This window comes from Streptomyces sp. TE5632, from assembly GCF_054061295.1.
Map to the genome: position 1 here is coordinate 4,340,774 of NZ_JBSSEA010000003.1, position 26,962 is coordinate 4,367,735.

The window sequence follows — 26,962 nt, forward strand, 5'->3', positions numbered from 1 at the left end:
CAGTACGCGGGAAAGAGGGAGCGCGAGTTCAGCAGGACGAGCGACACACGCAGCCCGCGTAGCGGACGAGGTCCATATGGACCCTCCGCCACAGGCGCACACAGGTGTCGGTCACGGACCGGAGTACACCACGACGACGCACACGGGATCAACTCGCCGTCAGCATGCGGACCCACCCGGAAGCATGCGGATACGGATCGTCCGCGCCCAGCACCTCAGCGCGATCCCGCTCCGGCCGCTGCCCGGGCCTCCGTCCCCGTTGTTCCCGTTGTTCCCGTTGTTTCCGTTGTTTCCGCTGTTTCTGCATCTGTTGGTCCGCCGAGCACCGTTTCGGCCGCCGCGTACAGGTCCGTCGGACGGACTCCGCCGAGCGCCGTGACCAGGTGACCGTCGGGGCGTACCAGCAGCACGGTGTGGGCCGCCGCCCCCGGATAGCTCTCCGCGACCAGCAGCTCGGCCGGATGCGGCAGCGCCGCCACGGCCGCCGCCAGCCGGGGCATGATCCCGGCGGACACCCAGTGCCTGCGCTCCCACACGCCGGTACCCGGCGCGATCAGCACCACCAGCAGCGCACCCCGGCCGAGCCGGTCCCGCAGCCGGACGAAGGTGCCGTCCTCCGCCGTGACCCGCACATCGGTGACCGGCGCCCCGAGGGGCGTGTCGACGGGAACCTCGCCTTCGAGGTCCCGGGGCGCGAGGGGCGACCCGGCGTGTCCGCCCGGCGCCCCCAGCGGCCCCTGCCCCAAGTGGCCGTCCACCAGGAGCGCGTCATGACCGCGGGCGGAGCCGGGGACGTAGGAACGCAGCCCTCCACCGCTCCGCAGCAGCGGCAGCGCCTGATCGGCGGCGCGCAGCCGGGCGGAGACGATCGCGCGCCGCTCGGCCTGGTAGCTGTCGAGCAGCGCTTCGTGGTGGCCGTGGTGCCAGGCCAGGGCCAGCTTCCAGGCGAGGTTGTCGGCGTCGCGAAGCCCCTCGTCCAGCCCGTGTGTGCCCAGTGTGCCGAGCAGATGCGCGGCGTCCCCGGCGAGGAACACGCGGTCCGCCCGCCAGCGCCGGGCGAGCCGGTGGTGGACGGTGTGGACCCCGGTGTCGAGCAGTTCGTACGGCGGCGTCGGGCCGCCGGCCCAGCCGGCGAGGGTCTCCCGGATCCGGGCCAGCAGCAGCTCGGGGGTGACCAGTTCCTTGCCCGGTGGCAGCAGCCAGTCCAGACGCCACACGCCGTCCGGCAGCGGACGCGCGGTGATCTCCCCGGCGAAGGGGCCGGAGGCGCGCCACGGCGGCATCCGGTGCAGCAACGCTTCGCCGGGCCAGGGAAGTTCCGTACGCAGCGCGGCCACGGCGTGACGTTCCACCGCCGTGCGGCCCGGGAAGCGGATGTCCTGGAGCTTGCGCACGGTGGAGCGGGGGCCGTCGCAGCCGACCAGATAACTGCCGCGCCACCACGTGCCCCTGGGGCCGCGGGTGTGCGCGGTGATGCCGGAGGGCTCCTGTTCGAGGGAGTCCAGACGGCTGTCCACGGCGACCTTGACGAGCCGTTCACGGGCGAGGGCCGCACGCAGGGCACCGGTGAGGACGTGCTGGGCGATGTGCACGGGGGCGGGCGCGGTGGTGTCGAAAGTGACCTCGTGTGTCACCTGCTTGCGCCGCATCGACCGCCATCCGGCCCAACGGGAGCCGGCCCGGGCCAGTGGCGCACCGGTCAGTCGCTCCAGCAGCGCCGTGGTGTCCTCGCGCAGCACCACCGACCGGGCAGGACGCGGTTCGTCCTTGCCCGGCCCCTCGTCGAGGACCACGCACGGCACCTCCTGACGCGCCAGCGCCAGGGCGAGCGTGAGCCCGACGGGCCCCGCTCCGACGATGATCACCGGGTCCACGGCGCGGCGCCCCCTGCTCGAAGTGACGTCCCGGAGGACAGGGAGGAACAGGACGATGGAGCAGGGTGCGCGATCACAGAACGTATGCAACCTACTGCCGGTGCTTGCGTCAAGTGACGGGCGCAGACGACGATCATGAAACCGGTCCGGTTCCGTCACATCACTTGACTGCTCGTCACACAGGCCCGACCCGTACCGGGATGATTTTCGCGAGCCCCCGATGCCCCCCTGCGCCCCGACATGGCTGTGGCCCGCCGGAAGGGCGGGCCACAGCCATGTCGTACGGAGGGGCGCGTCAGGTTTTGCCCGTCCCCGCTCCGCGCGTGTCCCCGACCTCGGCCGCGTTGAGGTCGTCGACCTCGGTGACACCGACGACCGCGCCCGTGCTGCGCTTGCTGCGGCGCAGGCGCTTCTCCAGCCAGGAGGCGAAGGAGGTGAGGGCGAAGTTGAGCGCGATGAAGAGCACGGACACCACCGTGAGGCTGGCGATGACGTTGGCGCCGTAGTAGCCGCTCATCGTGTTGGCCGCGGCGAGCAGCTCGGGGAAGGTGAGGACGGCGCCGCCGAGGGCGGTGTCCTTCACGATGACGACGAGCTGGCTGACGATGGCCGGGAGCATCGCGGTGACCGCCTGCGGCAGCAGGATCAGCCGCATCGTCTGGTTCTTGCGCAGGCCGATCGCCATCGCTCCCTCGGCCTGGCCCTTGGGCAGGGACAGGATGCCGGCGCGCACGATCTCCGCGAGGACGGAGGCGTTGTACAGCACCAGACCCGTGACGACCGCGTACAGCGGACGGTCGTCGGAGCTGACGCTGGTGTACTCGGCGAACAGGGCGAGACCGAAGATCATCAGGACCAGGACGGGGATGGCCCGGAAGAACTCGACCACGAGCCCGGCCGGGACGCGGATCCAGGCGTGGTCCGACAGCCGGGCGATGCCGAAGACGGCACCGAGCGGCAGCGCGATGACCACCGACAGCGCGGCGGCCTTCAGGGTGTTCTGCAGACCCGGCCAGATGTACGTGGACCACGGCTCGCCGCTGGTGAAGAACGGCTTCCACAGGAACCACTCCAGCTGGCCCTTGTCCTGGAGGGTGCTGAACACCCACCACAACAGGGCGCCGGAGGCAGCCAGGAAGACCGTCGTGAGGACGATGTTCCGCCTCTTGGCGCGGGGGCCCTGGGCGTCGTACAGGACGGAACTCATCGCTTCACCGCCACCTTCTTGCCCACCCAGCCGAGGAACAGGCCGGTCGGCAGCGTCAGAACCACGAAACCGAAAGCGATGACCGCGGAGATCAGCAGCAGCTGTGCCTCGTTCTCGATCATCTCCTTCATCAGCAGGGCCGCCTCGGCAACGCCGATGGCGGCGGCCACCGTGGTGTTCTTGATGAGCGCGATGAGCACGTTCGCCAGCGGGCCGACGGACGAGCGGAACGCCTGAGGCAGCACCACCTGGCCCAGGACCTGGCTGAAGCTGAGGCCGAGCGCGCGGCCGGCCTCGGCCTGGCCGACCGGCACCGTGTTGATGCCGGAGCGCAGCGCCTCGCACACGAAAGCCGAGGTGTAGAGGATCAGGCCGAGGACGGCGAGCCGGAAGTTGATCGTCTCGAAGTCGTCCGCGCCGAGATTGATGCCCAGCGTCTGGCTCAGGCCCAGCGACGTGAACAAGATGATGACGGTCAGCGGGATGTTCCGCACGATGTTCACGTACGCGGTCCCGAAACCGCGCATCAGCGGCACCGGGCCGACGCGCATGGCGGCCAACAGGGTGCCCCAGACCAGGGAGCCGACGGCGGAGAGCACAGCGAGCTGCACCGTCGTCCAGAAGGCCCCCAGCAGGTCGTAATCTTCAAGAAAGTCGAACACGATCTCCCGCGCTTCCGCGTGTAGGTATGCCCGCCCCGGTGCGCCGCCCCGCACTCGGGACGGCGCACCCTGTCAGGCGAGGCCTCAGCTCTTGACGTCGCCGATCTTCGGCGCGGGCTCGTTCTGGTAGTCGGCCGGGCCGAAGTTGTCCTTCACGGCCTTCTCCCAGGACTTGTCGGAGACCATGGCCTCCAGCGCCTCGTTGATCTTCGCCTTGAGGTCGCTGCCCTTCTTGACGCCGATGCCGTAGTTCTCGTTGGTCATCTTGAAGCCGGCGAGCTTGAACTTGCCCTTGAACTGATCCTGGGCGGCGTAACCGGCGAGGATCGAGTCGTCGGTGGTCAGCGCGTCGACGGCACCGTTCTGGAGACCGGGCAGGCAGGCCGAGTACGTCGGGTACGGCTGCAGCTGGGCCTTGGGCGCCAGCTTGTCCTTGACGTTCTGCGCCGAGGTGGAGCCGGTGACCGAACACAGCTTCGCGCTGTTCAGGTCCTCCGGCGCCTTGATCTTGTTGTCGTCGGCGCGGATCAGCACGTCCTGGTGGGCGAGCAGGTACGGGCCGGCGAAGTCGACCTTCTCCTGGCGTTCCGGGGTGATCGAGTAGGTGGCGGCGATGAAATCGACGTCACCACGCTGCAGCATGGTCTCGCGGTCGGCGCTCTTCGACTCCTTCCACTCGATCTGGTTCTCGTCGTAGCCGAGCTTCTTGGCGACGTACGTGGCGACGTCCACGTCGAAGCCCGCGTAGCCCTGCGGGGTCTTCTGGCCGAGACCGGGCTGGTCGAACTTGATGCCGATCTTGATCTTGTCGCCGCCGCCCCCGGAGGAGGACGAACCGCTGTCCTTGTCGCTGCCGCCCCCGCAGGCGGTGGCGGTCAGGGCGAGGGCGAGCACGGCGGCCGAGGCGGCGGTGACCTTGCGGAGCTTCATGGTGCACATCCTTTTGACTGGTGAAGTGATGCGGCCCGGTTCATCCGGTGACGCAAGTCGTCAGGGCGCGAGGGCGCCGTCAGTGGTGCAGGATCTTCGACAGGAAGTCCTTGGCACGGTCACTGCGCGGATTGTTGAAGAACTGGTCCGGCGAAGCGGCCTCGATGATGCGGCCGTCCGCCATGAACACCACGCGGTTGGCGGCGGACCGGGCGAATCCCATCTCGTGGGTCACGACGATCATGGTCATGCCGTCGCGGGCGAGCTGCTGCATGACCTCCAGGACCTCATTGATCATCTCCGGGTCGAGAGCCGACGTCGGCTCGTCGAAGAGCATGACCTTGGGCTCCATCGCCAGGGCCCGCGCGATGGCGACACGCTGCTGCTGGCCGCCGGAGAGCTGCGCGGGGTACTTCTCGGCCTGCGCGCCCACACCGACCCGGTCGAGCAGGGCACGGGCCCGCTCCTCGGCCTGCTTCTTGTCCTTCTTGCGGACCTTGACCTGGCCCAGCACCACGTTCTCGAGCACCGTCTTGTGCGCGAAGAGGTTGAAGGACTGGAAGACCATGCCCACGTCGGCCCGCAGCCTCGCCAGCTCCTTGCCCTCGTGGGGCAGGGGCTTCCCGTCGATCGTGATCGATCCGCTGTCGATCGTCTCCAGACGGTTGATGGTGCGGCACAGGGTGGACTTTCCGGACCCGGAGGGCCCGATGACCACGACGACTTCGCCGCGGGCGACCGTCAGGTCGATGTCCTGGAGCACGTGCAACGCGCCGAAATGCTTGTTGACGCTCTTCAGGACGACCAGGTCGCCGGTCGCAGCCACATCTTCCTTGGCCGCCGATACTTCGGTCATCGCTCTCAGGCTCCGTCCTCCTCGGTTTGGGAGGACAGTAGTAATCCTTCAGATCCGCGTCATTACATCTGAGGGGAATCTGAGCATCACGATCCGGTAGCAATCGGATACGTGTCGTGGCACTTGTGAGCAGGGCTCATTTCGGCCGGGTAACGGTACCGAAGCGCAACCGGAACCCTCTTGACTCCGTCCCCGTTCATCGGCGTCACTGCAAGGTGCACGCGCGTGCACACATTTTGTACGCAGACAGTTTTTACACAGGCAGAGCGTACGGCCGATGAACCGAAGGGGGACCGGATGAGACTGTTGCTCGTCGAGGACGACAACCACGTCGCCGCCGCCCTGTCGGCGATCCTGGCGAGGCACGGGTTCGACGTCACCCACGCGCGCAGCGGCGAGGAGGCACTCCAGGCGCTCGTCCCCGAGGCCGACGGCTTCGGCGTCGTCCTCCTCGACCTGGGCCTGCCCGATCAGGACGGCTACGAGGTCTGCGGCAAGATCCGTAAACGCACCGGCACCCCGGTGATCATGGTCACCGCCCGCTCCGACGTGCGCTCCCGCATCCACGGACTCAACCTCGGCGCCGACGACTACGTGGTCAAGCCGTACGACACGGGCGAACTGCTGGCCCGGATCCACGCCGTCAGCCGGCGCACCGTCCAGGAGGACGCCGTCGCCGCCGGTGAGGCCGAGCTGCGTCTCGGCTCCGTGCGCATCGAACTGCCGACCCGGCGGGTCAGCGTGAACGGTTCGGTCGTCCAGCTGACCCGCAAGGAGTTCGATCTGCTGGCCCTGCTCGCCCAGCGACCCGGGGTCGTCTTCCGCCGCGAGCAGATCATCAGCGAGGTGTGGCGCACCAGCTGGGAGGGAACGGGGCGCACTCTGGAAGTGCATGTCGCCTCCCTGCGCGCCAAGTTGCGCATGCCGGCCCTCATCGAGACGGTACGCGGAGTCGGCTACCGGCTCGTCGAGCCCGCGGCATAGCGTGGCCGGGTGCACACACGTCTGCTGCCGCTGCTCATCGTCCTGATGGCGGCCGTACTGCTCGCGCTCGGGGTTCCGCTCGCCGTCAGTCTGGCGCGTGCGCAGCAGCAACAGGTCGTCGTCGACCGGATCGACGACACGGCGCGCTTCGCGGCCCTCGCCCAGTTCGTCACCGAGCCGGCCGACCCCGTGGCCGGCGACGTCGACGAGCGCCAGGAGACCCTCAGCAGCGAGCTCCGCAGCTACCACGAGGTGTACGGCATCCGGGCCGGCGTCTTCCACCGCAACGACGTCCCGATGGCGCACGCGCCGGACGACTGGTTCCTGCCCGGGACGGGCGAGGTGCGCGACGCCTTCCAGGAGGCGCTGCTCAGCCGCCGCAGCCATGATCCCGAGCAGGTGTGGCCCTGGGAGCAGCGCAGACTGGTGGTGGCCTCGCCGGTCATCCGGGACGGCGACGTCGTCGCGGTCGTCGTCACCGACTCGCCCACCGCGCAGATGCGCTCACGCATCCTCCAGGGCTGGCTGATCATCGTCGTGGGTGAGGGGGCGGCGATGCTGCTGGCGGTCGGCGCGGCCCTGCGGCTGACCGGCTGGGTGCTCAAGCCCGTACGAGTCCTGGACGCCACCACTCACGACATCGCCACCGGGCGGCTGAAGTCCAGGGTCGCGGTGGCCGGCGGGCCGCCGGAGCTCCGGCGGCTCGCCCGGTCGTTCAACGAGATGGCGGACAACGTCGAGGGCGTATTGGAACAGCAGCGCGCCTTCGTCGCCGACGCCTCGCACCAGTTGCGCAACCCGCTCTCGGCGCTGCTGCTGCGCATCGAACTGCTCGCCCTGGAACTGCCCGAGGGCAACGAGGAGATCGCCTCGGTCCAGACCGAGGGAAGGCGGCTGGCGCACGTCCTGGACGACCTGCTCGACCTGGCGCTGGCCGAGCACAGCGAGGCCCAGCTCCAGGTCACCGACATCGGAGCCCTGGCCGCCGAACGGGTGGCGGCGTGGTCGCCCACCGCCGCGGCCAAGGGGGTCCTGCTGGCGGGGGACTGCCCGCCGACCACGGCGTGGGCCGACCCGGTCGCCCTGTCCAGCGCGCTGGACGCGGTCATCGACAACGCGGTGAAGTTCACGCCGGAGGGCGAGAACGTCGAGGTGGCCGTCTCCTCCAACGGTGACACCTCCACCGTCGTCGTCACCGACCACGGCCCCGGTCTGAACGGTGAGGAGTTGGCCCGCGTCGGGGACCGCTTCTGGCGCAGCGGGCGGCACCAGAACATCAAGGGCTCGGGCCTCGGCCTGTCCATCGCCCGGGCCCTGCTCACGGCGGGCGGCGGCTCGATCGCGTACGACCGCCACGAGCCGCACGGGCTGACGGTGACGGTGACGGTGCCGAGGAGCGCCCCCACGGGGGCGACCACGGGTCAGGGCTTGACGGACCGGTAGTACCGGCGTGCGCCGTCGTGCAGCCGGAGCGGATCGGTGTAGATGGCGGTGCGCACGTCGACCAACTGGGCGGAGTGGACGTGTGCCCCGATGCCGTCCCGGCTCTTGAGCACGATCCGGGTCAGCCATTCGGTGAGCCGCGGGTCCGTGTCCGCCCGTGTGATCAGCAGATTGGACACGGCCATCGTCGGGACGGTCGCGCCGTGCTGGCTACCGGGGTAGGCCGACTCCGGCATGTTGGTGGCCCGGTAGTGGCGCGTGGCACCACTCTGCCGGTGGAGCTGGGCGACCAGGTCGGCCGTTATCGGCACGAACCGCAGACCGGAGTTCTCGGAGAACGTCCGCAGGCCGTCCGTGGGCAGCCCGCCCGACCAGAAGAACGCGTCCAGCCCTCGCCCGAGCCGCTCCGGGCCGGTGTCGATGCCGTCCGCGGAGGGTCTGATGTCCTGCTCCGGGTCGATGCCCGCCGCCCTGAGCACCTGGTTCGCGATGAGCCGCACGCCAGACTTGGGCGGCCCGATGGCGACCCTCTTCCCCCGCAGATCGGCGACGGAACGGATGTCGGAGCCGGGCGGGACCACGAGCTGCACATAGTCGTCGTAGAGACGGGCGACTCCGCGCAGCTGGTCGGCACCGCGCTGGTCGCTCAGTCTGTACGTCTCCACCGCGTCGGCCGCCGTGATCGCGAAGTCGGCCTCTCCGGTCGCCACCCGGCGTACGTTCTCCTGCGACCCGTCGCTCGTCAGCAGCCGCACTTCGAGGTCCGGCATGTGTGTGCTGAGCGAGGTGCGCAGAAGCTCTCCGTATTTCTGGTACACCCCCGCGCGTATCCCCGTACTCAGGGTGACCGTCCCACGGGGCGGCTCCTCGCTCCAGGGGGCCAGCCACCACAGCAGCAGTCCGAGCGCCACGAAACCGGCGACCGCGCCCCGCAGGACCCGGCGCCTGCCGATACGGGACAGAGCGTTGGACATGGGCGCGATCCTGCCAGCCCGTACGCCCCGCTGACCAGGGCAGAGCGCACATACCCGGCCGGAAGGCGGGCAGGACGACGGACCGGACAATGCAGCCGGGACTGTCCGAGGCGGCGGCTAAAGTCACGGCATGAGCGCTTCGCCCGCCGACCTGGTCCGTGAGTTCCACCGTGCCTTCGGGCTGGACGCGCGCGAGACACCGACCGAGGTCTCCCCGGAACTCGCCGCCCACCGCGGCGAACTGCTCGCCGAGGAGGCCGCCGAGGTCGCGGAGGTGGCGGTGCACGGCCCGCTCGACCGGCTCGCGCACGAACTGGCCGATGTCGTCTACGTCGCCTACGGCACGGCGCTCGTCCACGGCATCGACCTCGACGCGGTGATCTCCGAGATCCACCGTTCCGACATGACCAAGCGTGGCCCCGACGGCCGGATCATCCGCCGCTCCGACGGCAAGGTCCTCAAGGGGGACCACTACGAGGCCCCGGACGTGTCCCAGGTGCTGCGCCGGCAGGGATGGACGCCGGGCGCGGAGGTCTGATCCGGGGTCTGGGCGGAGCCCGCTCCGCCGTCCCGGCGTGTCACGGCGAGCGCATACCCTGTAGGGCATGAGCAGCATCGACCGGAGCCAGTCAGTGGGCGGCACGCGCACCTACGAAGTCCGCACCTACGGGTGCCAGATGAACGTCCACGACTCCGAGCGATTGTCCGGGCTGCTGGAGGACGCGGGCTACGTCCGCGCCCCCGAGGGCGCCGACGGCGACGCCGACGTCGTCGTCTTCAACACCTGCGCCGTGCGGGAGAACGCCGACAACAAGCTCTACGGCAACCTCGGCCACCTCGCCCCGAAGAAGGCGCAGCGCCCCGGCATGCAGATCGCGGTCGGCGGCTGCCTCGCGCAGAAGGACCGCGACACCATCGTGAAGCGGGCCCCCTGGGTGGACGTCGTCTTCGGCACGCACAACATCGGCAAGCTGCCGGTCCTCCTGGAGCGCGCCCGCGTCCAGGAGGAGGCGCAGGTCGAGATCGCCGAGTCGCTGGAGGCCTTCCCGTCCACGCTGCCGACCCGCCGCGAGAGCGCCTACGCGGCCTGGGTGTCCATCTCCGTCGGCTGCAACAACACCTGCACCTTCTGCATCGTCCCGGCGCTGCGCGGCAAGGAGAAGGACCGGCGCCCCGGTGACATCCTCGCCGAGGTCGAGGCCCTGGTCGCCGAGGGCGTCTCGGAGATCACCCTGCTCGGCCAGAACGTCAACGCGTACGGCTCCGACATCGGCGACCGGGAGGCGTTCAGCAAGCTGCTGCGGGCCTGCGGGAGCATCGACGGCCTGGAGCGCGTCCGCTTCACCTCTCCGCACCCGCGCGACTTCACCGACGACGTCATCGCCGCCATGGCCGAGACGCCCAATGTGATGCCGCAGCTCCACATGCCGCTCCAGTCCGGCTCGGACGCGGTGCTGAAGGCGATGCGCCGTTCGTACCGGCAGGAGCGCTACCTCGGCATCATCGAGAAGGTCCGCGCCGCCATCCCGCACGCGGCGATCAGCACCGACATCATCGTGGGCTTCCCGGGGGAGACCGAGGAGGACTTCGAGCAGACCCTGCAGGTGGTGCGCGAGGCCCGCTTCGCGCAGGCATTCACCTTCCAGTACTCCAAGCGGCCGGGCACCCCGGCCGCCGAGATGGACGGCCAGATTCCCAAGAAGGTCGTCCAGGAGCGCTACGAGCGGCTTGTCGCCCTCCAGGAGGAGATCTCCTGGGAGGAGAACAAGAAGCAGGTCGGCCGGACCCTGGAACTGATGGTGGCCGAAGGGGAGGGCCGCAAGGACGACACCACCCGCCGCCTCTCCGGCCGTGCCCGGGACAGCCGCCTGGTGCACTTCACCAAGCCGGAGCAGGAGGTCCGCCCCGGCGACGTCGTGACCGTCGAGATCACGTACGCGGCCCCCCACCACCTTCTCGCCGAGGGCCCCACCCTGAACGTGCGCCGCACGCGCGCGGGTGACGCCTGGGAGAAGCGGAACGCCGAGAAGGCGGCGCGGCCGGCGGGCGTGATGCTGGGCCTGCCGAAGGTCGGCGCGCCCGAACCCCTGCCGGTCGCGGCGAGCGGCTGCGGCCGCGACTGACGGCGACCGGCCGGGGGCTCGCGGGCGGCCCGCGCGGGCTACGCTGCCGATCATGATGGTCGCCGCCGCAGTCTGCCCCTGCCCGCCGCTCCTCGTGTCCGAGGTCGCCGTGGGCGCCGCCCACGAGCTGGACGCCGCGCGGGCCGCGTGCAGGGACGCGGTCGGTGTGCTCGCCGACGCCCGTCCCGACCGGCTCGTGGTCGTCGGCCCGTTGCAGGGCGACGCGGGGCCCGAGCGCTACCCGGAGGGCAGCACGGGGTCCTTCCGCGGCTTCGGGGTCGATCTCGGGGTACGGCTCGGCGCGGACCAGGGCACGGCGACCGGACGGGAACTTCCCCCCGGGTTGGCGGTGGGCGCCTGGCTGCTGGAGCGGACCGGCTGGGCGGACGTCCCGGTCGAGGGACTCGGCGTGGGGGAACCTCTCGCGGCCGAGCGGTGCGTCCAGGAGGGAAGAGACATCGCCGCCGGTGCGGAGCGGGTGGCGCTGCTGGTGATGGGCGACGCCAGCGCCTGCCGCACACTCAAGGCCCCCGGCTACCTCGACGAGCGGGCGGCGCCCTTCGACGCGGAGGCCGCACGGGCACTGGGAGCGGTCGACACGGCGGCCCTGCGGGCACTGGACAGCGGCCTGGCGCGCGAACTCATGGTGTCCGGCCGGGCACCCTGGCAGGTCCTCGCGGGCGCGGCCGAGGGCACCGCCCTGGAGGGCAGCCTGCTGTACGAGGACGCTCCGTACGGGGTGGGCTACACCGTGGCCACCTGGTCGTAGCCACCGACCGGGTGCGACGCCGGCCTTGAGACTACGGACGGTCCGAGACTACGGACGGTCCGAGACGAGGGACGGCCGGGGGCGTGAGGCGCATCTCGTGCGCCTCACGCCCCCGGCCGTCCCTCGCCGTACCGCGCTCAGGAAGTGGGCGGCGGCCCCGCCTGCGGCGTGGTGCCGCCCGTGTCCGAACCGGGGTCGTTCTTGTGAGCGAGCCGGTCCATGGCGTGCTTGGCCTTGCCCGTGCCCGTCTGAATCCTGTCGCTGTACTTGCCCTTGGTCCGCTCGTCGACGGTCTTCGCGGCCTTGTCCAGCCCGTGCTGGATCTTGCCCTCGTGCTGCTGCGCGAGGTGTGAGACCTTGTCCTTGGCAGGCCCCAGCTTGGCCTTCATGTTGTCCAGGAGACCCATGGTCCACCTTCCCTCGCGGTGCGGTTCATGTGCGAAAACGCCCATATCCACTCCATACGGTACTCGGATGGAGGCTGTCCCGCCCGGCTGCGGCGTTTGCGAGACTGGACCGGTGAGCAGCGCATCCTCCGCCCCCCGGGTCATCGCCGTCGTCGGCCCCACCGCAGCCGGAAAGTCCGATCTGGGCGTGTTCCTGGCCCAGCAGCTCGGCGGTGAGGTGGTCAACGCCGACTCCATGCAGCTCTACCGGGGGATGGACATCGGCACCGCCAAGCTGACGCCCGAGGAGCGCGGGGGAGTCGCGCACCACCTCCTGGACATCTGGGACGTGACCGTCACCGCGTCCGTCGCCGAGTACCAGCGTCTGGCCCGGGAGCGGATCGACGCCCTGCTCGCCGACGGGCGCTGGCCCGTCCTGGTCGGGGGGTCCGGCCTCTACGTCCGCGGGGCCGTCGACAACCTCGAGTTCCCGGGCACCGACCCCGGCATCAGATCGCGCCTGGAGGAGGAGCTCACCCTGCGTGGCTCCGGCGCGCTGCACGCCCGTCTCGCCGCCGCGGACCCCGAGGCCGCGCGGGCCATCCTGCCGAGCAACGGCCGCCGTATCGTCCGGGCGCTCGAAGTGATCGAGATCACCGGTCTGCCCTTCACCGCCAACCTTCCCGGCCACGACTCGGTCTACGACACCCTGCAGATCGGCGTCGACGTGGCCCGCCCCGAACTCGACGAGCGCATCGCCGACCGGGTCGACCGGATGTGGGAGGCGGGTCTCGTGGACGAGGTGCGCGCACTGGAGGCGCAGGGGTTGCGCGAGGGGCGTACGGCCTCTCGTGCGCTCGGCTACCAGCAGGTCCTCGCGGCGCTCGCCGGAGGGTGCACCCTGGAGGAGGCGCGGTCGGAGACCGTGCGTGCCACGAAGCGCTTCGCGCGCCGTCAGGATTCATGGTTCAGGCGCGATCCGCGGGTGCACTGGTTGAGTGGGGCCGCGGCGGACCTCAGGGAACTTCCGCAGCTCGCGATGTCGTTGGTCGAACGACCGGTTACAGCCTGATCACGTCATGGCATCGGGTCGCCCAGGCCGTCATCCGGGCCTCTGGCGCCGTGCCATCATCGAGCTTCGATCGACCAAGTGGAGTCCAAGTTGGGAGGGCGCGTGGCGATGGAGGCCGGCCCTCGCGACACCGCACACGGCACCGAACACCTCACCACCGAGCGGGGTGCACCGGAGCAGGACCCCGACCGTCTCGACCCCGACCGTCTCAGCCCCGACGGGCCGGACGAGACACAGGGTGGAGTGACCGACGACGGCCCCGAGCCGGACGAGATGTTCGCGGGCGGCGACGAGGTCGAGGTCGAACTGCGCCCGCAGCGCCGGCTGCGCCTGTGGCAGCTCGCGCCCATCGTCGGCCTGGCCGCGGTCGGCTCGCTGATGTTCGCGTTCCCGCTCGCCTTCGACTTCGGCGACAGCGGTGCCGTGATCGCCATGCTGGGCCTGCTGATCTGCTCCTGCGCGGCCGGCTGGGGCATGATGGCCGCCCGCAGAGTGGGTCACACCTGGCCGGGGCTGCCGGCCCGGAGCACCGGACGCAGACCCGACTGGCGGGTCGTGACCGCCTACGCCGTGCTGGTCGCCGCGGTGGTGGCGCTGGCCGTCTGGCGGGTGGCCCGCCTCCGCTGACGCCCCGCGCGGGGTCGCGGCGGGGGCGCGCTGTCATGGCCACCCCGTACGATCGAGGGATGAGCACGCGGATCGCCTTCCTCAAGGGGCACGGCACCGAGAACGATTTCGTGATCGTCCCGGACCCCGAGAACGCCATCGACCTGCCCCCCGCCGTCGTCGCGGCCCTGTGCGACCGCCGCGCGGGCATCGGCGGTGACGGACTGCTGCACGTGGTGCGGTCCGCGGCGCATCCCGAGGCACGGCACCTGGCCGCCGAGGCCGAGTGGTTCATGGACTACCGCAACGGCGACGGCTCGATCGCCGAGATGTGCGGCAACGGAGTGCGGGTGTTCGCGCGCTACCTTCAGCGGGCAGGGCATGTGGCCGAAGGGGATGTCGCGGTCGCCACGCGCGGGGGCGTGAAGACGGTGCACATCGCCAAGACCGTGTCCGACGGCGGCTCCGCCGCGGGTGACATCACCGTCGGCATGGGCCGGGCACTGCTCCCCGACGGCGACGTCACCGTGAGCGTCGACGGGCGCAGCCGGCCGGCGCGGAACGTGAACATGGGCAACCCGCACGCCGTGGTTTTCGTGGACGACCTCGCGCACGCCGGTGATCTGTTCACCGCGCCCTCCTTCAGCCCCGTCTCGGCCTATCCGGACGGCGTCAACGTCGAGTTCGTGGCCGACCGGGGTCCGCGGCACGTGGCGCTGCGCGTCCATGAGCGCGGGGCCGGTGAGACCCGCTCGTGCGGCACGGGTGCCTGCGCGGTCGCGGTGGCCACCGCCCGCCGGGACGGCGTGGACCCGAGCGTCACCGGAACTCCGGTGACGTACACCGTGGATGTGCCCGGCGGCACCCTGGTGATCACCGAACGGCCCGACGGCGAGATCGAGATGACCGGACCGGCGGTGATCGTCGCCGAGGGAGTGATCGAGAAGGAGTGGCTGGAGAACCTGCCCCGCTGAAGTCCGGGCCGGCTCGGTATCCCAGATGCGCGGGGGCAGGAGGCCGACATCCGCGGGGTGTGGGGCGGATTTCGGCTTCGAGAGCATGACGCGCCCCCGGTCCCGTGGCGTGAAACCGCCGCAGTGCCGGGCTTCGCTCGATGGGGTGATCCGTTTCACGCTCGACGGGAGGCGGTCGGTCGCACGTGTTGAGGTCGGTAGCATCAAGCACCGGCCCGGACGGGGGACGAACGCCGTCCCCCGAGCCCGAGTCCGCCCTGGGGCGCGCCCGTCCGCCGGTCAACGCAGCCGGAGGTGCCCATGAACGCGGAGGCCGTGAATCCTGCGACCCCAGGTCCTGCGACATCGGGTCATGTCGCGCCCACAGGGGCCCGCAGGAAGGCCCGCCCCCGGCTCGACCTGCGCCGACTGGGCCGTGCCGCGCTGCTCGGCCCCGCCTCCCGCGACCGGCTCCCCGACGCCATCGGCCATGTGGTCGACGCCCATCGCGCCCACCACCCCGACGCCGCTCTCGAACCCCTGCGCCGGGCCTATCTCCTGGCCGAGTCCTCGCACCGCGGCCAGATGCGCAAGAGCGGCGAGCCGTACATCACTCACCCGCTCGCCGTGACCCTGATCCTCGCCGAACTCGGCGCCGAGACCACGACCTTGACGGCATCCCTGCTCCACGACACCGTCGAGGACACGGAGGTGACACTCGATCAGGTCCGTGAGCAGTTCGGTGAGGAAGTGAGCTACATCGTCGACGGCGTGACCAAGCTCGAGAAGGTCGACTACGGCGCCGCGGCCGAACCCGAGACCTTCCGCAAGATGCTCGTCGCCACCGGCAACGACGTCCGCGTGATGTCGATCAAACTCGCCGACCGGCTGCACAACATGCGCACCCTCGGCGTCATGCGTCCCGCGAAACAGGAGCGCATCGCCAAGGTGACCCGGGACGTGCTCATCCCCCTCGCCGAGCGGCTCGGGGTCCAGGCGCTCAAGACGGAACTCGAGGACCTGGTCTTCGCGATCCTGCACCCCGAGGAGAACGAGCACACGCGCGAGTTGATCCTCCGCAACGCCTCCCGCACGGACGACCCGCTCGCCGAGGTCGCCGACGAGGTGCGCAAGGTGCTGCGCGAGGCGGACATCCCCGCCGAGGTCCGCATCCGCCCCCGCCACTTCGTCTCCGTGCACCGGGTGTCCCGCAAACGCGGCCGGCTGCGCGGCGCCGACTTCGGCCGTCTGCTGGTGCTGGTGAACGAGGACGCCGACTGCTACGGGGTCCTGGGCGAGCTGCACACCTGCCTGACGCCGGTCGTCTCGGAGTTCAAGGACTTCATCGCCGTACCCAAGTTCAACCTGTACCAGTCGCTGCACACCGCGGTCGCCCGGGACGACGGCCAGGTCGTCGAAGTCCTCATCCGGACCCACCAGATGCACAAGGTCGCCGAGGCCGGTGTCGTCGCTCTGGGCAACCCGTACGCCGCCCCGGCCGAGGAGCAGTCCACGAGTGACGGCGAGCGCGTAGACCCGACCCGGCCCGGCTGGCTCTCCCGGCTCCTGGAGTGGCAGCGCGGCGCACCCGACCCCGACACCTTCTGGTCGACCCTGCGCGAGGACCTCGCCCAGGACCGCGAGATCACCGTGTTCCGCCCCGACGGCGGCACGATCGGTCTGCCCGACGGGGCGACCTGCGTGGACGCCGCGTACGCGCAGTACGGGGAGGACGCGCACGCGTGCATCGGCGCCCGCGTCAACGGCCGTCTGGCGACGCTGAGCACCACCCTGAAGGACGGGGACACCGTCCAGCTCCTGATGGGGCAGGACCCCGCCTCCGAGCCCTCCAGACAGTGGCTGGAGCACGCCCACACGCCCGCCGCGCGGATCGCCATTCAGCGCTGGCTGACCGCCCACCCCGAGCGGAGCGACCCGTCGGCCGCCCGGCCCGAGGAAGCCCGGCGGGCTCCCCGCCCCGTCGACGAGCCCGCCGCCCAGGCGCCCGGGGCGGTGCCCGGCCCCTCCACCGGAGCCCAGGTCCTGGCCGACCGGCCCGGCGCGGCCGTACGGCTGGCCGGCTGCTGTACGCCCGTACCGCCCGACGAGGTGACCGGCTTCGCCGTGCGCGGGGGAGCGGTCACCGTGCACCGGGTCGAGTGCGCCGCCGTGGCGCGGATGAAGAACGCGGGGCGCGCGGAGGTCGGCGTGCACTGGGGGGAGGGAGCCGAATGCCGGGTCACGCTCGTCGCCGAATCGTTCGTCCGGCCTCACCTGCTCGCGGACCTCACCGAGGCCATGGCCCTCGAAGGCGCCGAGATCGTCTCCGCGACCGTCGAGCCCCCGACCCATCAGCAGGTGCGGCACACGTACACCGTGCAGCTGCCCGACGCCGCGCACCTGCCCGCCCTCATGCGCGCGATGCGCAACGTGGCCGGTGTGTACGACGTGAGCCGGGCCAAGCCGCAGACCCAGGGCGTCTGACGGCACACGCGCGTGCGGAGCACCGCCCGGCCGTGAGCGCCCGCCGCGCCGCGGCCCCACCGTCCGAATGCCCCTCCGTCGGCCTACCCGATCGGGTGGGCCGGGAGCGCGCCGTCGCCGAGGCGCCCGCGCGCGCTGGTAGCCGTGGGCCATGCTGCTCACTCCCCACGGCCCGACCGCTCCCGGTCCGGCATCCGACCGTCCGGCATCCGACCATCCGACCTCCGACCGCCCGGCCGCCCCCGGACCGTCCGCCCATGGCGCGACCGCTCGCGCGGCGGTGCCTCGTGGCCGTCGACGGCGGACGTCCGCCGCGCTGCTCGCGTCGGCCGTCTCCGTCTGCCTCCTCGCCGCGAGTGCCCCGGCCACGCCGCTGGGCATCGGCGACCGCCTCTTCCCGCACCTGGGCAACCCCGGATACGACGTGGCGTCGTACGACCTCGCCCTCAGCTACCCCGGCACCAACGACAAGGCGCTCCGGGCCACCACGACGATCGTCGCCCGGCTGACCGCGGACCTGGACCGGATCAACCTCGACTTCGCCCACGGCACGGTCCAGTCGGTCGAGGTCGACGGGGCCCCGGCCGCCTTCACCACTGCCGGGGAGGACCTCGTGATCACGCCCGAGGGCGATCTGGACGCGGGTGAACGGACCCGCATCACCGTGCGGCACACCAGCGATCCGGTGCCGGCCGAGGGCCGCGACGGCGGCTGGGTGCGCACCGCGGACGGTCTCGCCATGGCCAACCAGGCCGACGCCGCGCACCTGGTGTTCCCGTGCAACGACCACCCGTCCGACAAGGCGATGTTCACCTTCCGCATCACCGCCCCCGAGGGGCACACGGCGGTCGCCAACGGCCTGCCGGCCGGTGTCGACCGCACACGCGGAGCGACCACCTGGACGTACCGCACCCGGCACCCCATGGCCACCGAACTCGCCCAGGTGTCCATCGGCCGCTCCACGGTCCTGCACCGCACCGGTCCGCAGGGGCTGCCGCTGCGCGACGTCGTCCCCACGAAGCACCGCGAGAAGCTCGAACCGTGGCTGGCGAAGACCCCCGACCAGATCGCCTGGATGGAGGCCAGGCTCGGCCGCTACCCCTTCGAGATGTACGGCCTGCTCATGGCCGACGCCTCCACCGGCTTCGCACTCGAGACCCAGACGCTGTCCCTCTTCGAGAGGGATTTCTTCACCGAGCCCGGCTCCCCCACGTGGTACATCGAGTCGATCATGATGCACGAGCTCGCCCACCAGTGGTTCGGCAACAGCGTCAGTCCTCGCACCTGGTCCGATCTGTGGCTCGGCGAGGGCCACGCCACCTGGTACGAGGCGTTGTACGCGCAGGAGAAGTCCGGCCCGTCCCTCGACGCCCGGATGAAGGCCGCCTACGAGGCCTCCGACCGCTGGCGCGCGGCGGGCGGACCCCCCGCCGCCCCCAAGGCCCCGGAACCCGGTCAGAAGATCAGCATCTTCAGACCGAGCGTCTACGCCGGAGCCGCGCTCGTGTTGTACGCCCTGCGCGAGGAGATCGGCCGCACCGCCTTCGAACGCCTGGAACGTCTCTGGGTGACCCACCACCAAAACGGCACGGCCACCACCGCCGACTTCGTCCGGCTCGCCTCCGACGTCGCGGGACGGGACCTGACGGAATTCCTGGAGTCCTGGCTCTACGACTCCAGGACCCCGCCCATGCCAGGCCATCCGGACTGGAAGTCCACGACCGAGCCCGGAGCCCAGTCCACGAGACTGCTCGCGCCGGTCGGGCATCGACCGGGTGGGAACCGGGAACAAACACGATGACGAGACGCCCCGTGCCGTGTCACCATCGTCAGGTCGCCGCGGCACGGGCGACGGGAATCTCCCGGAAGGCTCGTGCGTTGTGAACAGTGACGGCCGCATTCCGTCGCCACCTGCGACATCCCATCGACGTAAGGACCCAATGACCTCCTCTTCTTCCCCTTCCCAGGACACCAAGCGCCTCGCGCAGACCTACCCCGAGGGCCTCCGGGCCGATGCCCTGATGGAAGCGGACGTCGCCTGGAGCCTCGAGATCGACGGAGAGCGGGACGGCGACCAGTTCGACCGCTCCGAGCGCGCGGCCCTGCGCCGCGTCGCAGGCCTCTCCACCGAGCTCGAGGACGTCACCGAGGTCGAGTACCGAGAGCTCCGGCTGGAGCGGGTCGTGCTCGTCGGCGTGTGGACATCGGGAACCGCACAGGACGCCGAGAACTCCCTCGCGGAGCTCGCGGCCCTGGCGGAGACGGCGGGCGCCCTCGTGCTCGACGGAATGATCCAGCGCCGGGACAAACCCGACGCGGCTACCTACATCGGCTCCGGCAAGGCCGAGGAGCTGCGGGACATCGTCCTCGAGACGGGCGCTGACACGGTCGTCTGCGACGGTGAGCTGAGCCCCGGCCAGCTGATCCACCTCGAGGACGTCGTCAAGGTCAAGGTCGTCGACCGTACGGCCCTGATTCTGGACATCTTCGCCCAGCACGCCAAGTCCCGCGAGGGCAAGGCGCAGGTCGCGCTCGCGCAGATGCAGTACATGCTGCCGAGGCTGCGCGGCTGGGGTCAGTCGCTGTCCCGGCAGATGGGCGGCGGCAAGGCCGGCGGGCTCGCCACCCGTGGCCCCGGTGAGACCAAGATCGAGACCGACCGGCGCCGGATCCGCGAGAAGATGGCGAAGATGCGCCGGGAGATCGCGGAGATGAAGACCGGCCGCGACATCAAGCGCCAGGAACGCCGGCGCAACAAGGTGCCGTCCGTCGCCATCGCGGGCTACACCAACGCGGGCAAGTCCTCACTGCTCAACCGCCTCACGGGCGCGGGCGTACTGGTCGAGAACGCCCTGTTCGCGACCCTCGACCCGACCGTGCGCCGGGCCGAGACGCCGAGCGGACGGCTGTACACGCTGGCCGACACCGTCGGTTTCGTCCGGCACCTGCCGCACCACCTGGTCGAGGCGTTCCGCTCCACCATGGAGGAGGTCGGCGACGCCGATCTGATCCTGCACGTGGTGGACGGTGCGCACCCCGCCCCGGAGGAGCAGCTGGCTGCCGTGCGCGAGGTGATCAGGGACGTCGGCGCCACCGACGTACCCGAGATCGTCGTGATCAACAAGGCCGACGCGGCCGACCCGCTGACGCTCCAGCGGCTGCTGCGGACGGAGAGGCGCTCCATCGCGGTCTCGGCCCGCACCGGTCAGGGCATCGAGGAACTGCTCGCCTTCATCGACAACGAGCTGCCCCGTCCGGCGGTGGAGGTCGAGGCGCTCGTGCCGTACACGCACGGCAAGCTGGTCGCCCGCGCCCATGACGAGGGCGAGGTGATCTCCGAGGAACACACCCCGGAGGGCACCCTGCTCAAGGTGCGGGTGCATGAGGAACTGGCGGCGGAACTCACGCCGTACCTGCTCACGTCGGCCGCCCGCTGAGCCGGCGGCCCGCAGGAACGCAACGGCCCGCCCACTGCTCCGGCAGGGGGCGGGCCGTCGGCGGCACGCGAGGCACCGGCCCCGGGCTGCTCGGCCTTCGCCTTGTCGTCCGCGGAACCGCCGCACGCGGTCGAGGTGAGCGTCAGGGCGACGACGAGCCCGGTGGCGGCGAGAACTCCGCGATGCCGGGGCCGATGCCGAAGCCGGCATGGCGCGGACGTACCGGTGGAACGCATGACGCGAGCCCCCCCGTTGAATCCCGTGAACGCCCTGCCGGACATGTGCCCGTCCCCGGGTGCGCGGAGCACGCGGGAACGGGCACATCGGTCACTGTCCGGCGAACTTGTCGCTGACCGCGTCGTAGACGCCCTTGGCCTCGTCGCCCAGCCGGGGACCGGCCAGCCAGCCCGAGGTCACCGGGCCGATGGAGGTGTTGGACACCAGAGCGGGCTTGCCGTCCGAGCCCGCCGCGACCCAGCCGCCACCGGACGAACCGGCCGTCATGCTGCACCCGATCCGGTACATCGTCGGCTCGGACGTGTCGAGCGAGAGCCGGCCCGGCCGGTCCTCGCAACTGAACAGCTTCTGGCCGTCGTACGGAGTTCCGGCCGGGTAACCGGTCGCGGTCACGCTCTCCATGTCGGGCACCGCCGAGGCGTTGAAGTCCACCGGCAGAGCCGAACCGACCGTCTCCTCCAGCGACTTGCCGTCACCGCCCTTCTCCGGCGTCACATGGATGACCGCGAAGTCGTACGAGGCGCCGTCGCCACCGGTCGAACCGCCCTGCTCGATCCACTGGTCGGAGGTCTGCGCCCAGTCACCCCACCAGACGCCGTACGGAGCGACCTCCTCCTTTGCGGCGCCCTCGAGTTCCGCCGTCGGCTTGCCCGCGTCGTTGTACGACGGCACGAAGGCGATGTTGCGGTACCAGCCGCCCTTCTTGCCGGCGTGCACACAGTGGCCGGCCGTCCACACCATGTTGGACTTGCCCGGGTTGGCGGGGTCCTGCACCACGGTGGCGGAGCACACCATGGTGCCCTCCGGTGAGTCGAAGAACACCTTGCCGGCCGTGGGGGCGTTGGCGTGGTAGGAAGGCGGCACGGCCTGCGCCTGCACCGGCTCCGGCTTCGGGTCGGTCACCCCCTGGTCACCGGAGATGTCGCTCTCGTCGACTTCCTGCTCCAGCTCCTCCGCGTCCCGCATGCGGTCCGGGTCCCACAGGTCCTCGATGATCGGGTTGATGTAGTCGTTGGCCTCACGCAGCCAGTCGTCCCTGTCCCAGTTCTTCCACTCGCCGTTCCGCCACTTGTCGACATCGATCCCGTGCTCCTTGAGCCGGTCCTTGATGTCGTCCGGGATCGTGATCTTGCCGTCTCCGGCCGCGGCGGTCGCGGAGGCGTCGCCGCCCGCGGTGTCCTCGCTCGAACCGCAGGCGGTCGCCGTGAGCGCGAGCACCGAGGCGAGCGCGACGGCGGTCAGCACGGGGGAGGTTCCGCGGCGCGCCCTCCCGCTTCGGCGAGTGGTGGACGACGGTATGGATCGCATGATCTGACTCCCCCTGCTGTGGACGAACGTGGTGCTTCGGCCGTGCTCGCGTCCTGAACTCGAGCGGAGTCCGGAGCGAACGCACGATCACCGGGAACGGCACCACACACTATGCGCTCGCCGTGGGGGACGACCGACGGAACGGCAACGGTTTCGCTACGAGCGTTCCGACCTGGTCGGTCTCCGGGACCCACCACGGTGACGCCTTACCGGACACGGCCTGTCGACCCCTCGTGCTATGAGCAACGGCCGCCGGATTCACCGGAGTTCGCGGTGGGACGACTCCGCCCGGCCCGGCGCCGGCACCTCCCCGGGCGGTCACGGAGGGCATGATTGTCGGTGCCGGGCCGTAGGGTGGTCGCGCTATGACGAAGCCCTCACTCCCTGAACTCCTGCACGCCGCCGTCACCGCCGTCGGCGGCACGGAGCGCCCCGGCCAGGTGACCATGGCCGAAGCCGTCGCCGAAGCGATCGACGACGCCTCTCATCTGCTGGTCCAGGCCGGCACCGGCACCGGAAAGTCGCTCGGCTATCTGGTGCCCGCGCTCGCCCAGGGGGAGAGAGTCGTCGTGGCGACGGCGACGCTGGCCCTGCAGCGCCAGCTCGTGGAGCGCGACCTTCCGCGCGCGGTGGAGGCGTTGCATCCGCTGCTGCGCCGCCGCCCGGAGTTCGCGATGCTCAAGGGCCGGTCCAACTACCTGTGTCTGCACCGTCTGCACGAAGGCGTACCGCAGGACGAGGAGGAGGGCCTCTTCGACCAGTTCGAGGCGGCCGCCCCCACCAGCAAGCTGGGCCAGGACCTGCTGCGCCTGCGTGACTGGGCGGACGAGACGGAGACCGGCGACCGGGACAACCTCACGCCGGGCGTCTCCGACCGGGCCTGGTCCCAGGTGTCGGTGTCGTCCCGGGAGTGCCTGGGCGCCACGAAGTGCGCCTACGGCGCGGAGTGCTTCGCGGAGATGGCTCGTGAGCGGGCCAAACTGGCCGAGGTCGTCGTCACCAACCACGCGCTCCTCGCGATCGACGCGATCGAGGGCGCTCCGGTGCTTCCGCAGCACGAGGTGCTGATCGTCGACGAGGCCCATGAGCTGGTCTCCCGGGTCACCGGGGTCGCCACGGGAGAACTCACCCCCGGCCAGGTCAACCGGGCGGTGCGCCGTGCCGCGAAACTCGCCGATGAGAAGGCCGCCGACCAGCTGCAGACCGCGGCCGAAGGCTTTGAACGAGTGATGGAACTGGCTCTCCCGGGTCGCCTGGAGGAGATCCCGGAGGACCTCGGATACGCGCTCATGGCGCTGCGCGACGCGTGCCGGACCGTCATCTCCGCCATCGGGAACACCCGCGACAAGTCCGTCCAGGACGAGGACGCGGTCCGCAAACAGGCACTGGCCTCGGTGGAGAGCGTGCACGACGTGGCGGAGAGGATCAGCAACGGCTCCGAATGGGACGTCGTCTGGTACGAGCGCCATGAGCCCCGTGGCGGAGCCGCATATCGACACAGCGGCGCCTCTTTGCGCGTCGCCCCCATGTCCGTCTCCGGTCTGCTGCGTGAAAAGCTCTTCACCGACCGCTCCGTCGTCCTGACGTCCGCGACCCTGAAACTGGGCGGCGACTTCAACGGCGTGGGAGCCTCCCTGGGACTCGGCCCCGAGGGCGCCGAAGGAGACGACCTGCCGCGGTGGAAGGGCGTCGACGTCGGCTCTCCGTTCGACTACCCCAGGCAGGGCATCCTCTACGTCGCGAAGCACCTGGCGCGCCCGGCCCGTGACGGTGACCGCGCGGACATGCTCGACGAACTCACCGAGCTGATCCAGGCGGCGGGCGGCCGCACGCTGGGCCTGTTCTCCTCGATGCGGGCGGCCCAGCTCGCCGCGGAGGAACTGCGCTCCCGGATCCCGGAGTTCCCGATTCTCCTTCAGGGCGAGGAGACGCTCGGCGAACTGATCAAGAACTTCGCGGCCGGCCCGAAGACCTGCCTGTTCGGCACGTTGTCGCTCTGGCAGGGCGTCGACGTCCCCGGCCCCAGTTGCCAACTGGTCGTCATGGACAAGATCCCGTTCCCGCGCCCGGACGACCCGTTGATGAGCGCCCGCCAGAAGGCCGTGGAGGAGGCGGGCGGCAATGGCTTCATGGCGGTCGCCGCCACCCACGCGGCGCTGCTCATGGCGCAGGGTGCCGGCCGTCTCGTTCGGGCCACGGGCGACCGCGGTGTGGTCGCCGTACTGGATCAGCGGCTGGCGACGGCCCGCTACGGAAGTTATCTGAAGGCCTCGCTGCCCGACTTCTGGTTCACCACGGACCGGAATCAGGTCAGGAAGTCCCTGGCCGCGATCGACGCGGCGGCGAAGCGGGCCGAGACCGAGACGGAAGCGCCGGTGGAGACGGAGTGACAGCGGGGCGGCCTGTCACGGATCACGGCCACACGGCCGGACAGCACAGGGCCCCGGAACCGGCGCAGGGGTCCCGGGGCCCGGTCGGAGGGCGGGGCCGGACCGGCCCCGCACCGAACTCAGACGCGGCGCAGAACGGCCACCACCTTGCCCAGGATGGTCGCGTCGTCGCCCGGGATCGGCTCGTAGGCCGCGTTGTGCGGGAGGAGCCAGACGTGGCCGTCCTCGCGCTTGAAGCGCTTGACGGTGGCCTCGCCGTCGAGCATCGCCGCCACGATGTCACCGTTCTCGGCGACGGGCTGGCGTCGGACCGTGACCCAGTCGCCGTCACAGATCGCGGCCTCGACCATGGAGTCGCCGATCACCTTCAGGACGAACAGCTCGCCGTCACCGACGAGTTGCCGGGGGAGGGGGAAGACATCCTCGACCGACTCCTCGGCGAGGATGGGGCCACCGGCGGCGATACGGCCCACCAGGGGTACGTACGACGCGGCCGGCTTGCCCGCGGTGTCCGTGGGCTGCACGGAGGCGGCCTGGTCGGAGCCGCGCACCTCGTAGGCGCGGGGGCGGTGCGGGTCGCGTCGCAGGAATCCCTTGCGCTCCAGAGCCATCAGCTGGTGCGCCACGGATGACGTGCTGGAGAGACCGACCGCCTGGCCGATCTCGCGCATCGACGGCGGGTAGCCGCGGCGCTGCACCGAGTCCCTGATGACTTCGATCACCCGGCGCTGGCGGTCGGTGAGTCCGGAGCTGTCCGCCCGGATGCCAGGAGGTCGGCCCGGCAAGGAGCGCTTGGGCCCTTCAGGATGCGTGGCTTCGCTCATCGCATGCACCGGCTCGAGCCGGCCCTGGGCAGCGATGCTGGCGCTGTCGGCGGTGGTGGTCACGTCGGCCCCTCTCGATGGTCTCCCTGCAGGACAACGGTAGTAGCTTTCGAAAGGTTGCGCCAAACACACGTTCGAGTGAAAAATCGCGAATTACGTTATGCGATCGCGTGCTGAGGTGTATTGGCGGCGGCGCTTTCGTCGGGCAGGCGCGCCCATGTGTTGTGCTTCCCGGTTGCGCTTCTCGCCGCCGAGGTGAGGGTCTCCCGGGCGTCGGGCCAGTCTGCCACCGGGTGTCTCGCGGCACGGGCGTGGCCCCGGCTCTCATCGGGAGCCGCACGCGCTCTCCTTTCTGGGTGCACGACATCTCCCCGTGTGCCGCGGCGGCACATGACTGCCGGCCTCAGCGATGGGGAAGGCGTCCCGCGCGGGGGCCCGCCGAAGGTCCCGTGCGGGACGCTGTGAGGTGTCCGTACGGGGCCGTCATGAGGCCGCGCGGAGGCCGTGCGGGCGCCTGCGAGAGGGTTCCGGTCGGGCGTCGACTGCCCGGATTCGAGTGACACGCGTACTGGAGTGCATGTATGAGTCAATCCCCACATCTAGTGGTTGGATTGCACTCGCTACCCAGAAGTTGTGGTCCCCGGGTCTTGAGGCCCTCGGAGATCGCTTATGCTGGAGCAGCTTCGTGGGGCCGAACAGGCCTCGTGGGGCCATGGAGTCTGCTGTGAGGGAGGGTTGGGATTTCATGCACTGCCCCTTCTGCAGGCACTCCGACAGCCGGGTCGTCGACAGTCGCACGACCGACGACGGCACGTCGATCCGCAGGCGCCGCCAGTGCCCTGACTGCTCCCGTCGTTTCACGACCGTGGAGACGTGCTCGCTCATGGTGGTCAAGCGGTCCGGGGTCACCGAGCCGTTCAGCCGCACCAAGGTCATCAACGGTGTGCGCAAGGCATGCCAGGGGCGTCCCGTCACCGAGGACGCGCTCGCGCAGCTCGGCCAGCGGGTCGAAGAGGCGGTGCGGGCCACCGGGAGCGCCGAGCTGACCACCCATGACGTGGGGCTGGCCATACTCGGTCCGCTGCAGGAACTCGACCTCGTCGCCTATCTGCGGTTCGCGTCCGTCTACCGGGCGTTCGAGTCGCTGGAGGACTTCGAGGCCGCGATCGCGGAACTCAGGCAGGTGGAGCGCTCCGGCGCGGACGACGGAGACCGCGAAGGGGCTGTCGTGGGGAGCCAGGAGGACGGCGGCGGGCCCGGAGGGACCGCCCAGGTCCCGGAACCCGCTCAGGCCGCCGACTGACCGGCGGTCCCGCCCGGCCGACGGCCGGGTGCGGCCGGACGGCGGCGACGAGAAGATCTGTTGCGGGTGATGCCAGTGGGGCGCCCGCAGCATTGGACAAACACCGTGCCACGGGAACATCGGGGCACTTCAGGGCGTTT

The 26,962-nt window shown here is 70.7% G+C and carries 23 protein-coding genes; 13 read left to right on the forward strand and 10 right to left on the reverse strand.

Going from position 1 to position 26,962, the window contains the following annotated elements:
- Positions 1-28: 28 nt before the first annotated feature.
- The 6 genes from ACVW19_RS25060 to ACVW19_RS25085 all read right to left on the reverse strand — a co-directional run bounded on the left by ACVW19_RS25060 (position 29) and on the right by ACVW19_RS25085 (position 5,529).
- Positions 29-76: a hypothetical protein gene (locus ACVW19_RS25060; RefSeq protein ID WP_331454204.1), complete on the reverse strand. Its 48-nt coding sequence runs from the start codon at positions 74-76 to the stop codon at positions 29-31.
- A 139-nt stretch (positions 77-215) separates the two neighbouring features.
- The gene (locus ACVW19_RS25065) at positions 216-1,874 is read right to left on the reverse strand and encodes an FAD-dependent monooxygenase (protein ID WP_457461931.1); all 1,659 of its coding nucleotides are present in this window, start codon (positions 1,872-1,874) and stop codon (positions 216-218) included.
- Between the two features lie 295 nt (positions 1,875-2,169).
- Positions 2,170-3,081 carry an amino acid ABC transporter permease gene (locus ACVW19_RS25070; protein ID WP_457461933.1) on the reverse strand — a complete coding sequence of 304 codons (912 nt, stop codon included), beginning with the start codon at positions 3,079-3,081 and terminating at the stop codon, positions 2,170-2,172.
- Complete coding sequence (locus ACVW19_RS25075; RefSeq protein WP_457464775.1) at positions 3,078-3,743, reverse strand: amino acid ABC transporter permease; 666 nt, start codon at positions 3,741-3,743, stop codon at positions 3,078-3,080. The genes ACVW19_RS25070 and ACVW19_RS25075 overlap by 4 nt, the downstream gene beginning before the upstream one ends.
- Before the next feature lie 84 nt (positions 3,744-3,827).
- Entirely contained in the window at positions 3,828-4,673 is an 846-nt protein-coding gene (locus ACVW19_RS25080) for a glutamate ABC transporter substrate-binding protein (RefSeq protein WP_457461935.1), read from the reverse strand.
- 79 nt (positions 4,674-4,752) lie between these two features.
- A complete protein-coding gene (locus tag ACVW19_RS25085; RefSeq protein ID WP_457461936.1) occupies positions 4,753-5,529 on the reverse strand; it encodes an amino acid ABC transporter ATP-binding protein in 777 nt (258 codons plus the stop codon).
- 297 nt (positions 5,530-5,826) lie between these two features.
- On the opposite strand from ACVW19_RS25085, the gene ACVW19_RS25090 reads away from it, so the two are divergent.
- Entirely contained in the window at positions 5,827-6,513 is a 687-nt protein-coding gene (locus ACVW19_RS25090) for a response regulator transcription factor (RefSeq protein WP_457461938.1), read from the forward strand.
- Positions 6,514-6,522: 9 nt separating this feature from the next.
- The gene (locus tag ACVW19_RS25095; RefSeq protein WP_457461940.1) at positions 6,523-7,956 is read left to right on the forward strand and encodes a sensor histidine kinase; all 1,434 of its coding nucleotides are present in this window, start codon (positions 6,523-6,525) and stop codon (positions 7,954-7,956) included.
- Here the strand turns inward: ACVW19_RS25095 and ACVW19_RS25100 are convergent.
- On the reverse strand, positions 7,935-8,930 hold the full coding sequence (locus ACVW19_RS25100; RefSeq protein ID WP_457461942.1) for a TAXI family TRAP transporter solute-binding subunit: 996 nt from the start codon (positions 8,928-8,930) through the stop codon (positions 7,935-7,937). The two genes, ACVW19_RS25095 and ACVW19_RS25100, sit on opposite strands and share 22 nt — an antisense overlap.
- A gap of 130 nt (positions 8,931-9,060) precedes the next feature.
- Here ACVW19_RS25100 and ACVW19_RS25105 point away from each other — a divergent pair, with 130 nt between their 5' ends.
- From ACVW19_RS25105 to ACVW19_RS25115, 3 genes are all read left to right on the forward strand, one after another.
- The gene (locus ACVW19_RS25105; RefSeq protein ID WP_457461944.1) at positions 9,061-9,468 is read left to right on the forward strand and encodes a pyrophosphohydrolase domain-containing protein; all 408 of its coding nucleotides are present in this window, start codon (positions 9,061-9,063) and stop codon (positions 9,466-9,468) included.
- Between the two features lie 67 nt (positions 9,469-9,535).
- Positions 9,536-11,053: a tRNA (N6-isopentenyl adenosine(37)-C2)-methylthiotransferase MiaB gene (gene miaB, locus ACVW19_RS25110; protein ID WP_457461946.1), complete on the forward strand. Its 1,518-nt coding sequence runs from the start codon at positions 9,536-9,538 to the stop codon at positions 11,051-11,053.
- 52 nt (positions 11,054-11,105) lie between these two features.
- Complete coding sequence (locus ACVW19_RS25115) at positions 11,106-11,822, forward strand: class III extradiol dioxygenase subunit B-like domain-containing protein (RefSeq protein WP_457461948.1); 717 nt, start codon at positions 11,106-11,108, stop codon at positions 11,820-11,822.
- 137 nt (positions 11,823-11,959) lie between these two features.
- On the opposite strand, the gene ACVW19_RS25120 is transcribed toward ACVW19_RS25115, so the two are convergent.
- Positions 11,960-12,229 carry an antitoxin gene (locus tag ACVW19_RS25120; protein ID WP_457461949.1) on the reverse strand — a complete coding sequence of 90 codons (270 nt, stop codon included), beginning with the start codon at positions 12,227-12,229 and terminating at the stop codon, positions 11,960-11,962.
- A 112-nt stretch (positions 12,230-12,341) separates the two neighbouring features.
- On the opposite strand from ACVW19_RS25120, the gene miaA reads away from it, so the two are divergent.
- From miaA to hflX, 6 genes are all read left to right on the forward strand, one after another.
- Positions 12,342-13,280 (forward strand): tRNA (adenosine(37)-N6)-dimethylallyltransferase MiaA, encoded by a 939-nt coding sequence (miaA, locus tag ACVW19_RS25125; protein WP_457461951.1) that lies wholly within the window; start codon positions 12,342-12,344, stop codon positions 13,278-13,280.
- Between the two features lie 108 nt (positions 13,281-13,388).
- On the forward strand, positions 13,389-13,907 hold the full coding sequence (locus ACVW19_RS25130; protein WP_457464777.1) for a hypothetical protein: 519 nt from the start codon (positions 13,389-13,391) through the stop codon (positions 13,905-13,907).
- Between the two features lie 59 nt (positions 13,908-13,966).
- Entirely contained in the window at positions 13,967-14,860 is an 894-nt protein-coding gene (gene dapF / locus ACVW19_RS25135) for a diaminopimelate epimerase (protein WP_457461953.1), read from the forward strand.
- A gap of 300 nt (positions 14,861-15,160) precedes the next feature.
- Complete coding sequence (locus tag ACVW19_RS25140) at positions 15,161-17,323, forward strand: RelA/SpoT family protein (protein WP_457461955.1); 2,163 nt, start codon at positions 15,161-15,163, stop codon at positions 17,321-17,323.
- Positions 17,324-17,474: 151 nt separating this feature from the next.
- Positions 17,475-19,124, forward strand: coding sequence for a M1 family metallopeptidase (locus ACVW19_RS25145; RefSeq protein WP_457461957.1), 1,650 nt, complete (start codon positions 17,475-17,477; stop codon positions 19,122-19,124).
- Between the two features lie 139 nt (positions 19,125-19,263).
- Positions 19,264-20,760 carry a GTPase HflX gene (gene hflX, locus ACVW19_RS25150; protein WP_457461959.1) on the forward strand — a complete coding sequence of 499 codons (1,497 nt, stop codon included), beginning with the start codon at positions 19,264-19,266 and terminating at the stop codon, positions 20,758-20,760.
- Between the two features lie 327 nt (positions 20,761-21,087).
- On the opposite strand, the gene ACVW19_RS25155 is transcribed toward hflX, so the two are convergent.
- Positions 21,088-22,305 (reverse strand): trypsin-like serine peptidase, encoded by a 1,218-nt coding sequence (locus tag ACVW19_RS25155; protein ID WP_457461960.1) that lies wholly within the window; start codon positions 22,303-22,305, stop codon positions 21,088-21,090.
- 365 nt (positions 22,306-22,670) lie between these two features.
- On the opposite strand from ACVW19_RS25155, the gene ACVW19_RS25160 reads away from it, so the two are divergent.
- Positions 22,671-24,695 (forward strand): ATP-dependent DNA helicase, encoded by a 2,025-nt coding sequence (locus ACVW19_RS25160; RefSeq protein ID WP_457461962.1) that lies wholly within the window; start codon positions 22,671-22,673, stop codon positions 24,693-24,695.
- Between the two features lie 119 nt (positions 24,696-24,814).
- Here the strand turns inward: ACVW19_RS25160 and lexA are convergent, their stop codons facing one another.
- Positions 24,815-25,582, reverse strand: a complete 768-nt coding sequence (gene lexA, locus ACVW19_RS25165; RefSeq protein WP_457461964.1) for a transcriptional repressor LexA — start codon at positions 25,580-25,582, stop codon at positions 24,815-24,817.
- 682 nt (positions 25,583-26,264) lie between these two features.
- On the opposite strand from lexA, the gene nrdR reads away from it, so the two are divergent.
- Positions 26,265-26,822: a transcriptional regulator NrdR gene (gene nrdR, locus ACVW19_RS25170; protein ID WP_457461966.1), complete on the forward strand. Its 558-nt coding sequence runs from the start codon at positions 26,265-26,267 to the stop codon at positions 26,820-26,822.
- Positions 26,823-26,962 lie beyond the last annotated feature (140 nt).